This is a genomic window from Arcobacter roscoffensis, from assembly GCF_024267655.1.
GTDB lineage: Bacteria > Campylobacterota > Campylobacteria > Campylobacterales > Arcobacteraceae > Arcobacter_B > Arcobacter_B roscoffensis.
The window spans coordinates 1667537-1681602 of the sequence record NZ_CP100595.1; the positions used below are offsets into that span (position 1 = coordinate 1667537).

A 14066-nucleotide genomic window follows, 5' to 3' on the forward strand; every position below is an offset into this window, starting at 1 on the left:
TAAAAAGGAACATTCTATTTAATTATGGATTATTTTTTACTTAAGAAATTTATATTTTTAATACATATAAGATTATATAGCACCTAAAATAGGGCTATATAATTTTTAAAGAAAATTACTTTTGAAGTAAAAGCTCACAAGCTTCTTTTGCGTGGTATGTGATAATTAAGTTTGCACCAGCTCTTTTAAATGAAAGAAGTGTTTCCATCATTACTCTTTCATAATCAATAAGTCCAGCAGCCCCAGCATGTTTAAGCATAGCATACTCACCACTTACATTATAAACACAAAGTGGTGTATTTGAATTATTTCTAATATCTCTAATAACATCCATGTAAGATAGAGCTGGTTTTACCATAAGTATATCTGCCCCTTGTTTCTCATCTTCAAGTGACTCTTCAATAGCTTCTAATCTATTAGCAGGATTCATTTGATAAGTTCTTCTATCTCCAAATGAAGGTGTTGATTCAGCAACATCTCTAAAAGGTCCATAATATGCACTTGCAAACTTAGTTGAATATGCCATAATTGGTAAATTTTCATAACCATTTTCGTCTAATGCTTTTCTTAATGTACCAATAATTCCATCCATCATTCCAGATGGTGCTATCATATCAACGCCTGCTTTTGCATGTACTATTACTTGTTGTGCTGATATTTCTAATGTTTTATCGTTATCAACTGTTTGAGTCTTTGGATCTAAAATCCCACAATGTCCATGATCTGTATACTCACAAAAACATAAGTCTGTAACAATAAACATTTCAGGGAATTTCTCTTTTATTGCTCTTATAGTTCTTGCTATAATACTCTCATCACATAAACACTCACTTCCCACAGAATCTTTAGTATCAGGAATTGCAAATAATATTATAGATTTTAGATTAATACTTATTAAGTACTCACACTCTTTTAAAATCTCATCAATTGACATTTGAAATACACCTGGCATTGATGAAACTTCTGTTTTAATTCCTTCGCCTTCTCTTACAAATAATGGATATATAAAATCATCAGTTGAAAGCTTTGTTTCTTCTACTAAACCTCTTAAAGTTTCATTTATTCTTAGTCTTCTAAATCGTTTAAACATTCTATTTACCTCTTTTGGTTATAATCTCGAATTCTAACAATATAAGGTTTAAAGATAAATGAATATAATACAATCAAATATAGCTAATCTACCTACAAAACATGGAAAGTTTAGAATAAAAGCTTATAAACAAGATAATCAAGAACACCTAGCTATCATGAGTGAGAATTTTGAAGAATTAGAATCTCCCTATGTTAGAATTCATTCAGAATGTCTAACAGGTGATACACTTGGCAGCTTAAAATGTGACTGTCAAAATCAATTAAATTTAGCACTAGATTTTATATCAAAGCAGGGTGGCCTAGTAATCTACCATAGACAAGAGGGAAGAAATATAGGTTTATTAAACAAAGTAAATGCCTATTGTTTACAAGATCAAGGAAGAAATACAATTGAAGCAAATATTGAGCTTGGTTTTGGTGAAGATGATAGAGATTATTCCGTAGTAAAATATATATTTAATGACTTAGATATCAAAAAGATAAAACTTATTACAAATAATCCAAAAAAAATAGATTATGTAGAGAACTTAGGAATTGAAATTGTAAAAAGAATTCCAGCAATTACAAAAACTAATATATATAATGAACACTATTTAAAAACAAAAAAAGATCAAATGGGACACATGCTTTGATAGATTTAAAACAATTATGCCAATCAAACAACTTAGATTTTGATGATAAATTTTATGAAGATTGTGAAGTTTTCACAAAACTTTTAAGACAATGGGGACAAGTTCATAACTTAACAGGAAGTCTTGCAATAGATGATATAAATGAGAATATTCTAGACTCAGTATATCCTTTAAGTTTTATTGAAAATCATGAAAGTTTTGCAGATATAGGAACAGGTGCTGGTTATCCAGGTCTTATTTTAGCAATGGCCAGAAGAGATATAAAAGCTTATTTAATAGAACCAAGAGTTAAAAGAGTATCTTTTTTAAACTTCGTAAAAGCTAGTTTAAAACTTGAAAACTTAACAGTTATATGCAATAGAGTAGAAAAAGTTGAAGATTTAAATGTTGATTTAATAACTTCAAGAGCAGTTACAAACACTAACTTACTTTTAGATATTACAAACAATATCAAAGAAGAAAATAGTTCATATCTTTTTTACAAAGGTTCCCTTGTTCAAGAAGAAATAGAACAAGCAAAAGTAAATAACTATACACTTGTAAATAGAAAAGATAGAAACTATTTATATATAAAAGGTAAATAATGATTTTCAAAATTCTAGCAATACTAATAGTACTTTTTTTGGTTTACTTAATCTTCTTTAAAAAAGGAAGAGAAAAAGATATAGTTCAAGCAAAAAAAGATGAAAAAATCTCTGATGAAATGGTAGAATGCCCAACTTGTAAAACATATGTTTCTCAAAATGAAGCTATCTTAAGTAATGGAAAATTCTACTGCTCAGAAGAGTGTTTAAATAATAAATAGGATTAACAATGATACTAATAGGTGATAAACTAGTTCCTTTCGAAAATATTTCGAAAATCAATCAAATAAATGAGATAGAAAATACAAAAAGTAATAGTACTCTTTCATTTGGTTACAACGAAGACTTACTTAAATATACTTATGAAAATGAGTTAAATAGTGCTGTAAAAGTTAATTCAATTAAAGAAGCGATTTATGCAAATGCTTTAAATGCAAAATATATTCTTGCTCAAAAGTCATTAGCTAAACAAATTCAAAAGGTAGCAGAAAACTATATGTTTGACTCAAAAGTTTTGGCAATTATTGAATCTAATGAAGAATTAGAAGAAATAGCCACTTTTGAAATAGATGGAATTATTTACAACTCAATAATTGAATAAAAAATAACTAACCAAAAAATAAGCAAACATTAGATAACATAATTACCTTTTATATAAACAATATAGGCAAAAATATGAAAGAAATATTAGATATCGTAATTCTTATTATGTTCGTAATTATGGTTGCATTATTTATAATCAACTTTAACAAACAACAAATAAAGAAATACAAAGATAAAATAGAAAATAAAGATGACAAGACTTCTAATAAGGAAACAATAGATGAATAAACCATTATTAATAGAGATTGGTGTTGAAGAATTACCAGCAATTCCATTTTTAAAAGAGTTAGCAAACATTGAGAAAAAATGGACTGACATTTTAGAAAAGAATAGATTATTATGTGATTTTGAATTTTTCTATACACCAAGAAGATTAGTATTATGGCATAGAGAGTTTCAAGTAAAACAAGAAGATTCAGTTCAAGAAATGTTCGGAGCTCCTGTAAAGATAGCATTTAAAGATGGTGAACCAACTGGTGCTGCTTTAGGTTTTGCAAAAAAATGTGGTGTAAGTGTAGATGAATTAGATAAAATCGATCAAGGAAGAGGGGAAGTTTTATACTTCAAAAAAGAAGTAACTGGAACAAACTCAGCTGATTTATTAAATGATATGGTAAATGAATTTATCTCTTCTTTAAATTTTGGAAAATCAATGAGATGGGCTTCAAGAACAGATAGCTTTATTAGACCTATTAGATCATTATCAATTATGCTAGGTGAACAAGTAGTTGAGGGTGAACTTTATGGAGTTAAATCTTCTAACTTTGCTTTTGCACATAGAATGGTTTCTTATGAACCTTTCACATTTGATTTTGCAGGAGATTATTTCTGTAAACTTGATAAAAATGGAGTTATTTTATATCCAGATGAAAGAAGAAAAATCATCTTAGATCAAATGAGAGAGATTGAGCATAGAGATGGTGTTAAAATTGAAATAGATAAAGATTTACTAGAAGAAGTTGTTGCTATTACAGAATATCCAACTGCTTTAATTGGTAAATTTGACGAAGAGTTTTTAGAGTTACCAGAAGAAGTAATTGTAACTTCTATGAAAGAACACCAAAGATATTTTGCTGTTTATAAAGATGACAAATTAACAAACAACTTTATTGTTGTATCAAACTCTAAAACTAATGACTTTGGTTACATTATTGAAGGTAATGAAAAAGTATTAAGACCAAGACTTGCAGATGGTATGTTCTTCTGGAAAAATGATATTAATAATGGGCTTTCAAATGAAGGACTTAAAAAGCTTACATTTGTAGAAGGTTTAGGTTCTATGTATGAGAAGTGTGAAAGAGAAGCAAAAATTGCATCTTACTTAGCCAATACATTTGAAGTAGAACAAAAAGATCTTATAGAAAAAGCTGTAATGTTAAGTAAAGCAGACTTAATGTCTGAAATGGTATTTGAATTTACAGAACTTCAAGGTCTTATGGGATACTACTATGCAAAACTTGCAGGAGAAGATGAACTAGTATACACTGCACTTAAAGAGCAGTATTTACCAGATGGTGAAGACTCTGACTTACCATCAAATAAATTTTCATCAATAATAGCATTAGCTTATAAACTTGATAACTTAATGGGATTATTTAGTGTTGGTAAAATCCCAACTGGTTCAAAAGATCCATTTGGATTAAGAAGAGCTGCTGCTGGTATTGTAAAAATTTCAATGGAACATGAATTATCAGTTGATTTAGATAAAATCATTGATGCATTAGCATCTAATTACCCAGGATTAGATAAAGCTCAATTAGTTGAATTCTTCAATGAAAGACTATTTAAAATTTTTGATGTAAACCCATCTGTATTAAAAGCAGTTTTAGGTTCAGGGGAAACTGATATATTTAAAATCTCTAAAAAACTTTGTGCATTAAACCCAATTGTTCAAAGTGATAATTTCAAAGAATACTCTACAACATTTAAAAGAGTTGCAAATATCATCAAAGATATAGATGTAAACTCTGAACTAACTGTTAATGACTCTTTATTAGAAGATGATGCAGAAAAAGAATTGTATTTAGCATTTACAACAGTTGTATCAAAAGAGTATCAATGTTATGAAGACCAAGTAGAGGCTTTATTTGATTTAAAATCACAATTAGATAACTTCTTTGACAATGTATATGTAAATCATGAAGATGAAGCTATCAAAACAAATAGAAAAAATATCATAGGTAAAGTTTACCAAGAATTTAGAAAAATTGCTGATATTAAAGAAATTACTATCTAATAAAATATGAATAGACTTAGCTCTATTCATATAAAATAAATAACTAATCACACTTTTAAAAATTATTAATCCCTAAACTACTCAAATCTTGCTTTTAGTACTTTTGTAGTACACTTTTACTTTAAAAAACTTATAATAAGGAAATATATAGTGAAGAAAATTTTAATAGCAACTTCCTTAGTAGCGACTGCTTTATTTTTTAATGGTTGTGAAGAGAAACAAAATAAAATCAATAGATATATTCAAAACTGGACAGGTGTAAATGGAGTTCTTGAAGTTTATGCAGGAGAAAAACTAGTAAAGAGATTCATAAAAATTGATAAACTTTCAACAGCTGTTGCAACAGAAGGAAAGAACCATAGACCATATAGATTTGGATATGGAATACTTGATCAGAATTTAAACTTTAAAAAAGATGCAAATGAGAGTAAAGTATATTTTGAGTTTTCTGATTACTCTACAAACTATATTTTCTTTGAAAATCCAAACCCATAAAAAAGAAGGACAAAATGAAAAGAATTCTATTAATTACAATTACATCTATTTTTATCTTTTCAGGTTGTGCAACTTGGGAAGGGGTTAAAGAAGATAGTTCAAAAGCTTGGAGTGCTACAAAAAAAGGAAGCAAGCATGTTTATGAAGGAACAAAAGAAGCAATACACGAAGCCACTGAATAGCTTAAGTTATATTTTGGGGAAATCCCCAAAATATGTACAAAGTATAATAGAAAAAAATCGCGCTTTTTGAATAATTGTTAGTATGTATTATAAAGTTTACTTTGTGAAATTTAATGGAGCTGGTGAAGGGACTTGAACCCCCGACCTGCTGATTACAAATCAGCTGCTCTAGCCAACTGAGCTACACCAGCTTCCAAAAATAAAAAGATTATTCAACATGTGAATAATGGTGTCAAGAGAGAGACTTGAACTCTCGACCTCCGGCTTATGAGACCAGCGCTCTAGCCAGCTGAGCTACCTTGACATATTGGCTAAATTGGTTGCGGAAATAGGATTTGAACCTATGACCTTCGGGTTATGAGCCCGACGAGCTACCGAGCTGCTCTATTCCGCGAACTAATATTTTAAGACACTTAAATGGATGGGGTAGAGGGATTCGAACCCCCGAATAACGATACCAAAAACCGTTGCCTTACCACTTGGCGATACCCCATTTTTTAAGTGACGAAATTATAGTGGAAATTATAATATTTGTCAAGAGGTTTTAGAAAAAATTTTGAAATTTCTGATATAATATATTATAAATTAAATAAATTATTGAAAAGAAGAGACATGAACGCAATACAAAGAGTAAAAGAAGCAATTGAAGAAATACAAAAAGGAAATATGGTCATCATGCTTGATGATGAAGATAGAGAAAATGAAGGTGATTTAGTTTATTCAGCAGCATTAAGTACTCCTGAAAAAGTAAACTTTATGGCAACTCATGCAAAAGGTCTAATCTGTGTATCGGTTACAAAAGAGACTGCAAATAAATTAGAGTTAAATCCTATGGTTAATTCTAATACATCTTCATACGAAACAGCATTTACAGTTTCAGTTGATGCAGCAGATGCAGCAACAGGAATCAGTGCAGGTGAAAGAGATGACACAATAAAAATTTTAGCAAACCCAATAGCCAAGGCTACTGAACTTGTAAGACCTGGTCATATATTTCCATTAATTGCAAAAGATGGTGGAGTTTTAGTTAGAACAGGTCATACAGAAGGAAGCGTTGACTTATGTAAACTTGCAGGACTAAACGGAGAAGCTGTAATTTGTGAAATTATGAAAGAAGATGGAACAATGGCAAGAAGAGATGATTTAGATATTTTTGCCCAAAAACACAATATGAAACAAATTTATATTTCTGACTTAGTTGAGTATAGATTATCTCATGAAAAACTTGTAGAAGAAATATCTAGTGAAGAAACTAACTTCTTAGGGACTAGTGCTAAGAAAAAAGAGTTTAAAGACCATTTAGGAAATGTACATACAGCAATCTTATTAGGTGATCAAAATGAAATTAGTCATGTGAAATTTCATACAATTTTACCTGATATAGAGTTATTCTTAAAAGATGAAAAGCTAAATTCTATGTTAAAAACAATAAACTTTTTACAATCAAAAGGTGGAGTTCTAATTTTCTTATCAGACGAGAAAAAAAGAGAAACTCAAAAAGATTATGGAATAGGGGCTCAAATACTAAACAGCTTAAATATTAAGCAAATAAAACTTATGACAAGTGGAGGGAAACACTCTTTTGTTGGACTTCAAGGTTTTGGTTTAGAAATTGTTGAAGAAATTCAAATAGAGTGTTAAACTCTATTTGAAATAGTAGGAATTTAAACTAAACCTGCTGCTGATTTAATTAAATCTAATGTTTTTTGAGGAATCACTAAATCATTAGATAATTTATCTTCATTCTCTTTATAATATTTTGACTCTAAAATTATATTAATTTTATCTTCATATTTTTGAATAACAGTTTCTTGTGTATCTCTATCTTCAATATCTAAGAATTGTCTAGGCTCTTGGTTTGATACTCTTGCAAGTCTATATTCAAAAAGAGATCTATTATCAAAATCTTCATTAAATCTATTACAAATAGTTTGATAAACATCATTTAATTCTGCTTCATACTTTCTGTAAATAGTTCCAGCACTATCATTTAATGCTCTTGTAAAGTTGTCATAATCAACAAATAGGGATTTTAAAGTCTCTTCATCTAAAGAGTCTTCTTCAACATTATACTTCTTTGATAACAAGTGCTTGCAACAATAATAAACAACTTCTTTTTCTGTATTTTTAATGTCAGCTAAAAATTCTGATAATTTCATATATTTCTCCTATTTAATTTAATGAAAAAAAGGAGTGAAAATTTTCACTCCTTTTGACAGTAAATTTTTAATAGTAGAATTATACCTTATAATAATGGTCCTGCAGCTGTGAAATCATATTCACTTTCTAAAGTTAAGTATTTTTTAAAGTTTTCTATATACATGGCTGCTAATTTTTTCTTAGTTTCATCATATGAAGCTTTATCTTCCCATGTGTTTCTAGGATTTAATACTTCTGTATCAACACCATCTAAAGTTTTTGGAATAGATAAATTAAATACTGGTAATGTTTCAAATTCAGAGTTTTCAATAGAACCATCTAAAATTCCATTAATACAAGCTCTTGTATTTCTAATACTCATTCTTGAACCAACACCATATGGACCACCAGTCCATCCAGTATTAACTAAATAAACATTAACATTGTGTTTATCAATTTTTTGTCCTAGTAACTCTGCATATTTAGTAGGGTTAAGAGGTAAAAAAGCCTCTCCGAAACAAGATGAGAAAGTAGCAACTGGTTCAGTAATACCTCTTTCAGTACCTGCAACTTTTGCAGTATATCCACTTAAGAAGTAATACATAGCTTGTTGTTTATCAAGTTTTGCAACTGGAGGTAAAACACCAAATGCGTCTGCACATAAGAAGATGATATTTGTAGGATGTCCACCTCTCATATCAGGAGTATGATTTTCAATATGATCTAATGGGTAAGATACTCTTGTATTCTCTGTTTTAGATCCATCTGAATAATCAACTACTCCATTTTCATCTGCAACAACATTTTCTAAAATTGCACCTTTTTTAATTGCACCAAAAATTTCAGGTTCTGATTCTGCATCTAAGTTAATAACTTTTGCATAACAACCACCTTCAAAATTAAAGATACCATTATCATCCCAACCATGTTCATCATCACCAATTAAAGCTCTATTAGGATCTGTAGATAAAGTAGTTTTTCCTGTACCAGATAAACCAAAGAATAATGCAGTATCACCATCTTTACCAATATTTGCAGAACAGTGCATAGGAAGTTTACCTTCTAATGGAAGCCAGTAGTTCATCATTGAGAACACACCTTTTTTCATCTCACCAGCATACCAAGTACCACCAATGATTGCAGTGTTTTCTTCAACATTAAATACTACATAAACTTCTGAGTGTAAACCATGACTTGCATAAGACATATCACAAGTTTTACAAGAATTATAAACTGTAAAATCTGGTTCAAAGTTGTCAAGTTCTTCTTGAGTTTGAGGAACAATAAACATATTTTGAATAAAATGCGCTTGCCATGCTACTTCTGTAATAAATCTAACAGATTTTCTAGAATCTAATGAAGCTCCACAATAAACATCAGTAACATATAAATCTTTATTACTTAATTGCTTTTTAGAGTTTTTTAATAAATCTTCATAAACTTCAGATGAAACCTTTTGATTTATATCTCCCCAAGCAATATATTTATTTGAAGGATCTTGATTCACAAAGAATTTGTCCTTTGGACTTCTTCCTGTGAAAATACCAGTATCAACCATTAAAGCACCAGTTGAAGAAACTTTCGCACCTTCATTTGCTACTGCATCTTTAATTAAAGAATCTACATTAAGATTCCTTTTAACTTCACCTACATTTTCTAGACCTAAAGCGTCTTTAATTTCAGACATAATTTAACTTTCCTACTATATAAAATTTTTTATTTTAACTTTTTATTTAAATATTGATATTAGTATACCAGCTGCTACTGCTGAACCAATAACTCCTGCAACGTTTGGACCCATCGCATTCATTAATAGAACGTTTGATGAGTCATATTTTTGACCTTCTTTACTTACAACTCTTGCCGCCATTGGCACAGCTGAAACTCCAGCTGCACCAATTAGAGGATTGATTTTATTGTCTTTAGGCATGAATAAATTCATAACCTTAGCCATAAGAACACCCATTGCAGTACCTGCAGCGAATGCTAATAATCCAATTGCCATAATTCCTAATGTTTCACCAACTAAGAATTGCTCAGCAGCAAGTTTTGAACCAACACCTAATCCTAAGAAAATAGTAACAACATTAATTAATGAGTTTTGCATAGTATCTGAAAGTCTATCTACAACTCCAGATTCTTTACAAAAGTTACCAAAACAAAATGCACCGATTAATGGAGCTGCATCTGGTAAAATTAATAATGTTAATACTACAACAACTATTGGGAAGATGATTTTTTCTGTTTTAGAAACTCTTCTAACAGATTTCATTCTAATCTTTCTTTCCTCTAAAGTTGTCAATGCTCTCATAATAGGAGGTTGAATTACTGGAACTAATGCCATATATGAATATGCAGCAACGGCGATAGCTCCAAGTAATTCAGGTGCAAGTGCAGTTGCAATAAAGATTGATGTTGGACCATCAGCCCCACCAATAATTGAAATTGCAGCAGCTTGTTCTAATGAAAATTCAATTCCTGGAACTAATTGTGATAATACAATTGCTGCAACTAGTGATCCAAAAATACCAAATTGCGCTGCACCACCTAGTAATGCAGTTTTTGGATTAGACAACAATGGTCCAAAATCCGTCATAGCTCCAACACCCATAAAAATTAAAAGAGGGAAGAAACCATTTGAAATACCCATGTCATAGATAATTCCTAACATTCCATCTGCACCTGCAATTTCTGCAATTGGAATATTTGCTAAAATACCACCAAATCCGATAGGAATTAATAGTAATGGTTCAAAACCTTTTTTAATTGCTAAATAGAAAAGAATTAAACAAATTATAATCATTATAACTCTACCAAAGCTTTGTGCGAACTTTGTTAATTCTTCTCCATGTGGTCCCTTAAGACCTGGTTGAGGGTCAATAATTGCTTTAAGACCTGTTGTATTATAAAATGACTGAATTAAATCAGACATAGACTTAGAGTGATACTCTTGCTTCTCAACAGCACTTTCAACAGGTGCAGTTGCAGCTAGTGCGTTTGTAGAAAATACACTTAAAATTGTAAACAGTAGGATAAATAGACTTTTTTTCATTTCAACTCCAATACAATTAGCCAATAATAGCTAATGTTTGTCCTTCATCTACTGCTTCGTTAGCACCAACAGTTATTTTACTTATAGTTCCAGCAACTGGAGCATTAATATCAATCTCCATTTTCATAGCTTCTAAGATCATGATTTTTTGATCTTTTTCAACTTTTTCACCTTCATTTACTAAGATTTTCCATACATTACCATTAACAGTTGCAGGAACATCAGTAGCTTCACCACTTGTAGATACTGATGATGAAACATCCGATGAATTATTTGAAGCAGGTGTTACTTGAATATCAGCATCACCCTCAGCAATACTTACATTAAATTTTTGTCCATCTACTACTACAGTATAGTTTCCAGTTGCATTAGCCATTGAATTTTCTCCTTGAGTTGTTTCATTTTTTCTAACATTTAATGGTGAATCACCTTTTAAGAATGCGATTCCTTTTTCATCACAAGCTGCTGCAATGAAAATATTTTCTTCTGAAGCTTCTAAACCTTCCATTTCTAATCTTTGCTTCCAAACAGAGATTTTTTTCTTTTCGTCTCTATCAGCAATATCTAGTGGATTTTCACTTGTTGGTTCCATCTTTAGTTTTTCAGCAGCTAAAGCAACAATTTCAGCATCTGGTTCAACAGGTGTTTTACCAAAATATCCAAGTACCATTTTTCCGTAACCTGGTGCTATTTGTTTCCATGGTCCAAACATAACATTTGCATATGCTTGTTGCCAATAGAATTGAGAAACAGGTGTAACAGAAGTTCCATATCCACCTTTTTCTACTACTTCTCTCATAGCTTTAATAACTTCTGGGAATTTATCTAAAGTTCCATTATCTCTCATCATTTGAGTGTTTGCAGTTAATGCTCCACCTGGCATAGGCGAGAATGGAATTAAAGGTGATACTTGAGTTGCTTCTGGTGGCATGAAATAATCACCTAAACAATCAGTTAATACTTCTTGATATTTTAATACTTTTTCAATGTCTAAACCACCTAAGTCGTAGTTTTTACCTTTTACAGCATGTAACATTGTTAAAATATCTGGTTGAGAAGTTCCACCTGAAACAGGAGATGCAGCTAAATCAATTCCATCTGCACCAGCTTCTAATGCTGCTAAATAACAAGCAACTGAAACACCAGCTGTTTCATGTGTGTGAAGTCTAATATGTGTATCATTACCAACTAGCTTTCTTGCCATTTGGATAGTTTCATATACTTTTTGAGGAGATGAAGTTCCTGATGCATCTTTGAAACAGATTGAATCGTGAGGAACTCCACTATCTAAGATCTGTCTTAATGTTTTTTCATAGAAAGGAACATCATGAGCACCTTCACATCCAGGAGGTAAGTCCATTAATGTAACAACAACTTCATGGTTTAAGCCATATTTTTTGATACATTCAGCTGAGTACTCTAAGTTTTGTACATCATTTAAAGCATCAAAATTTCTGATAGTTGTTGTTCCATGTTTTGCGAACATTTTTGCATGTAAATCAACAAGTTCTCTTGAACCTGTATCTAACATTACTGTATTAATACCTCTTGCTAAGGTTTGTAGATTTGCATCTGGACCAACAATTTCTCTGAATTTGTCCATCATTTCAAATGCATTTTCTTGTAAGTAGAAGAATAAAGATTGGAATCTTGCTCCTCCACCAAACTCAAAGTGAGTTATACCAGCATCTTTCGCAGCTTCAACAGCAGGAAAGAAATCTTCCATTAAAACTCTACCTCCAAAGACAGACTGAAATCCATCTCTAAAAGTAGTATCCATAACATCGATATACTTTTTAGCCATTATAAATTAACCTTTTAGATTTTTGTGATGTTGAACTGCAGCGATAATAGCAGCCGTCTTTGCAGAATTGTTAGATGCAGATGAACCAACTGGTTTATTTGCCGTAGGTTTCTTTTCCTTTTCAGGAAAATACTTTGTAATTAAAGCCGCTTGTGCTTTTAGCACGAAAATTAAAATTACTAAAAATGAGAATACAACTCCCATTCCCAGTAACATGAACTTTAGTGCTTCTGTGACTAAGTTTACTTCCATAATACTCTCCGTGGTTACCACCATGTAATTATTATTGTAATAATATATAAAAGTACCTTTATTAACATTTATACTTATCTTTTATTTGTATTAAATTTATAAATTTTTCAATATTCAGCAGATTATAATACTTTATCACCAAATTTATAAATCAATATGTCAAGTTTTTGAAAAAAATTAAGAAGATTATCTTTTGTTTTTACAATTTTCATTGCCATAATGCATCCTTTTTAAATAAATATTTCAAATTTTATAATATTTTTAATAAACTCTTGAAAAATATTTCATTTTGTAATATAATTATGTAACTAGTATGTAATAGGAGTTAAAATGTTAGATGTAAGTGAAATTATCGACAAATTAAAAGATATTATAAGTGCAGATGGCAAAAATGGGAAAGTATTTGATAAAGATGTAGCTAACTCTCTTGAATTAAGTCAAGCAAACTTTGCTACTATGAAGAATAGAGGAAAGATTCCTTATCAAAATATTTTAAACTTTTGTGCTATTAAAAAAATCTCAATCAACTGGTTACTATACAACCAAAATCCTGACTCACTTGTAGATTCTACAGATAAGTATTGGATAAAATACTTTCCATCAGTAAATGTAAGTGCAGGTGGAGGAGCATATGATGCACAAGACAACTATGAATCTTTAGAAGTACCTCCATATTTTATTGAGATGTTAGGTGGTAAAGAAAACCTTAAAAATATAGATGCAATAAATGTAGTAGGGGATTCTATGGAACCAACACTAAATGACGAAAACATCATATTTGTTGATAAAACAAGAAATGACCCATCAAGGGATGGAATATTTGCTTTTACTACTAATCATGGCTTATTCGTAAAAAGAATACAAAAAAGAGTTGATGGAAATTTTGATATTATTTCTGATAATAAAGACTATCCCTCTCAAGTACTAAGTACAAACGATATTCAAGTAGTAGGAAAAGTAATAAGTTCTTTTGGGATGGTTTATTAAAGTTATAC

16 protein-coding genes and 4 tRNA genes are annotated in these 14066 nt (G+C 30.3%); 10 read left to right on the forward strand and 10 right to left on the reverse strand.

What is annotated here, in order from left to right; genetic code table 11:
• Window positions 1-115: 115 nt before the first annotated feature.
• Window positions 116-1090 carry a porphobilinogen synthase gene (hemB, locus tag NJU99_RS07710; protein WP_254575341.1) on the reverse strand — a complete coding sequence of 325 codons (975 nt, stop codon included), beginning with the start codon at window positions 1088-1090 and terminating at the stop codon, window positions 116-118.
• A gap of 58 nt (window positions 1091-1148) precedes the next feature.
• Here hemB and ribA point away from each other — a divergent pair, with 58 nt between their 5' ends.
• The 8 genes from ribA to NJU99_RS07750 all read left to right on the forward strand — a co-directional run bounded on the left by ribA (window position 1149) and on the right by NJU99_RS07750 (window position 5824).
• On the forward strand, window positions 1149-1724 hold the full coding sequence (gene ribA / locus NJU99_RS07715) for a GTP cyclohydrolase II (protein WP_254575342.1): 576 nt from the start codon (window positions 1149-1151) through the stop codon (window positions 1722-1724).
• Window positions 1721-2308, forward strand: a complete 588-nt coding sequence (gene rsmG, locus NJU99_RS07720) for a 16S rRNA (guanine(527)-N(7))-methyltransferase RsmG (RefSeq protein WP_254575343.1) — start codon at window positions 1721-1723, stop codon at window positions 2306-2308. Before ribA ends, rsmG begins: the two co-directional genes overlap by 4 nt.
• The gene (locus tag NJU99_RS07725) at window positions 2308-2529 is read left to right on the forward strand and encodes a PP0621 family protein (RefSeq protein ID WP_254575344.1); all 222 of its coding nucleotides are present in this window, start codon (window positions 2308-2310) and stop codon (window positions 2527-2529) included. Before rsmG ends, NJU99_RS07725 begins: the two co-directional genes overlap by 1 nt.
• Window positions 2530-2537: 8 nt before the next feature.
• Window positions 2538-2909, forward strand: a complete 372-nt coding sequence (locus NJU99_RS07730) for a hypothetical protein (protein ID WP_254575345.1) — start codon at window positions 2538-2540, stop codon at window positions 2907-2909.
• A gap of 74 nt (window positions 2910-2983) precedes the next feature.
• Window positions 2984-3139 carry a hypothetical protein gene (locus NJU99_RS07735; protein WP_254575346.1) on the forward strand — a complete coding sequence of 52 codons (156 nt, stop codon included), beginning with the start codon at window positions 2984-2986 and terminating at the stop codon, window positions 3137-3139.
• Window positions 3132-5147: a glycine--tRNA ligase subunit beta gene (glyS, locus tag NJU99_RS07740; protein ID WP_254575347.1), complete on the forward strand. Its 2016-nt coding sequence runs from the start codon at window positions 3132-3134 to the stop codon at window positions 5145-5147. The genes NJU99_RS07735 and glyS overlap by 8 nt, the downstream gene beginning before the upstream one ends.
• A 150-nt stretch (window positions 5148-5297) precedes the next feature.
• The gene (locus NJU99_RS07745) at window positions 5298-5642 is read left to right on the forward strand and encodes a hypothetical protein (RefSeq protein WP_254575348.1); all 345 of its coding nucleotides are present in this window, start codon (window positions 5298-5300) and stop codon (window positions 5640-5642) included.
• A gap of 14 nt (window positions 5643-5656) precedes the next feature.
• Window positions 5657-5824 carry an entericidin EcnAB gene (locus NJU99_RS07750; protein ID WP_254575349.1) on the forward strand — a complete coding sequence of 56 codons (168 nt, stop codon included), beginning with the start codon at window positions 5657-5659 and terminating at the stop codon, window positions 5822-5824.
• A gap of 114 nt (window positions 5825-5938) precedes the next feature.
• On the opposite strand, the gene NJU99_RS07755 is transcribed toward NJU99_RS07750, so the two are convergent.
• The 4 genes from NJU99_RS07755 to NJU99_RS07770 all read right to left on the reverse strand — a co-directional run bounded on the left by NJU99_RS07755 (window position 5939) and on the right by NJU99_RS07770 (window position 6317).
• Window positions 5939-6015: transfer RNA gene (locus NJU99_RS07755), tRNA-Thr, on the reverse strand.
• A gap of 36 nt (window positions 6016-6051) precedes the next feature.
• Window positions 6052-6128 (reverse strand) — tRNA-Met (locus NJU99_RS07760).
• A 13-nt stretch (window positions 6129-6141) separates the two neighbouring features.
• Window positions 6142-6218, reverse strand: a tRNA-Met gene (locus NJU99_RS07765).
• Window positions 6219-6242: 24 nt separating this feature from the next.
• Window positions 6243-6317 (reverse strand) — tRNA-Gln (locus NJU99_RS07770).
• Between the two features lie 119 nt (window positions 6318-6436).
• Between NJU99_RS07770 and NJU99_RS07775 the strand changes: the two genes are divergently transcribed.
• Window positions 6437-7465 (forward strand): bifunctional 3,4-dihydroxy-2-butanone 4-phosphate synthase/GTP cyclohydrolase II, encoded by a 1029-nt coding sequence (locus NJU99_RS07775; protein ID WP_254575350.1) that lies wholly within the window; start codon window positions 6437-6439, stop codon window positions 7463-7465.
• Between the two features lie 23 nt (window positions 7466-7488).
• On the opposite strand, the gene NJU99_RS07780 is transcribed toward NJU99_RS07775, so the two are convergent.
• From NJU99_RS07780 to NJU99_RS07800, 5 genes are all read right to left on the reverse strand, one after another.
• Window positions 7489-7983 carry a hypothetical protein gene (locus NJU99_RS07780; protein ID WP_254575351.1) on the reverse strand — a complete coding sequence of 165 codons (495 nt, stop codon included), beginning with the start codon at window positions 7981-7983 and terminating at the stop codon, window positions 7489-7491.
• 86 nt (window positions 7984-8069) lie between these two features.
• Entirely contained in the window at window positions 8070-9650 is a 1581-nt protein-coding gene (gene pckA, locus NJU99_RS07785; protein ID WP_254575352.1) for a phosphoenolpyruvate carboxykinase (ATP), read from the reverse strand.
• Window positions 9651-9692: 42 nt separating this feature from the next.
• Window positions 9693-11015, reverse strand: coding sequence for a sodium ion-translocating decarboxylase subunit beta (locus NJU99_RS07790; RefSeq protein WP_254575353.1), 1323 nt, complete (start codon window positions 11013-11015; stop codon window positions 9693-9695).
• A 16-nt stretch (window positions 11016-11031) separates the two neighbouring features.
• Complete coding sequence (locus tag NJU99_RS07795) at window positions 11032-12819, reverse strand: biotin/lipoyl-containing protein (RefSeq protein WP_254575354.1); 1788 nt, start codon at window positions 12817-12819, stop codon at window positions 11032-11034.
• Between the two features lie 6 nt (window positions 12820-12825).
• On the reverse strand, window positions 12826-13071 hold the full coding sequence (locus NJU99_RS07800; RefSeq protein WP_254575355.1) for an OadG family protein: 246 nt from the start codon (window positions 13069-13071) through the stop codon (window positions 12826-12828).
• A gap of 330 nt (window positions 13072-13401) precedes the next feature.
• Here NJU99_RS07800 and NJU99_RS07805 point away from each other — a divergent pair, with 330 nt between their 5' ends.
• Window positions 13402-14058, forward strand: coding sequence for a S24 family peptidase (locus NJU99_RS07805; protein ID WP_254575356.1), 657 nt, complete (start codon window positions 13402-13404; stop codon window positions 14056-14058).
• Window positions 14059-14066 lie beyond the last annotated feature (8 nt).

Excerpts from the sequence above, each read along its gene's own strand:
- ribA (WP_254575342.1), top strand. The coding sequence starts at position 1,149 with ATGAATATAATACAATCAAATATAGCTAATCTACCTACAAAACATGGA.
- NJU99_RS07780 (WP_254575351.1), bottom strand. The coding sequence starts at position 7,983 with ATGAAATTATCAGAATTTTTAGCTGACATTAAAAATACAGAAAAAGAA.
- NJU99_RS07800 (WP_254575355.1), bottom strand. The coding sequence starts at position 13,071 with ATGGAAGTAAACTTAGTCACAGAAGCACTAAAGTTCATGTTACTGGGA.
- NJU99_RS07750 (WP_254575349.1), top strand. The coding sequence starts at position 5,657 with ATGAAAAGAATTCTATTAATTACAATTACATCTATTTTTATCTTTTCA.
- NJU99_RS07730 (WP_254575345.1), top strand. The coding sequence starts at position 2,538 with ATGATACTAATAGGTGATAAACTAGTTCCTTTCGAAAATATTTCGAAA.
- glyS (WP_254575347.1), top strand. The coding sequence starts at position 3,132 with ATGAATAAACCATTATTAATAGAGATTGGTGTTGAAGAATTACCAGCA.
- NJU99_RS07805 (WP_254575356.1), top strand. The coding sequence starts at position 13,402 with ATGTTAGATGTAAGTGAAATTATCGACAAATTAAAAGATATTATAAGT.
- pckA (WP_254575352.1), bottom strand. The coding sequence starts at position 9,650 with ATGTCTGAAATTAAAGACGCTTTAGGTCTAGAAAATGTAGGTGAAGTT.
- NJU99_RS07775 (WP_254575350.1), top strand. The coding sequence starts at position 6,437 with ATGAACGCAATACAAAGAGTAAAAGAAGCAATTGAAGAAATACAAAAA.
- hemB (WP_254575341.1), bottom strand. The coding sequence starts at position 1,090 with ATGTTTAAACGATTTAGAAGACTAAGAATAAATGAAACTTTAAGAGGT.
- NJU99_RS07790 (WP_254575353.1), bottom strand. The coding sequence starts at position 11,015 with ATGAAAAAAAGTCTATTTATCCTACTGTTTACAATTTTAAGTGTATTT.
- NJU99_RS07725 (WP_254575344.1), top strand. The coding sequence starts at position 2,308 with ATGATTTTCAAAATTCTAGCAATACTAATAGTACTTTTTTTGGTTTAC.
- NJU99_RS07735 (WP_254575346.1), top strand. The coding sequence starts at position 2,984 with ATGAAAGAAATATTAGATATCGTAATTCTTATTATGTTCGTAATTATG.
- NJU99_RS07795 (WP_254575354.1), bottom strand. The coding sequence starts at position 12,819 with ATGGCTAAAAAGTATATCGATGTTATGGATACTACTTTTAGAGATGGA.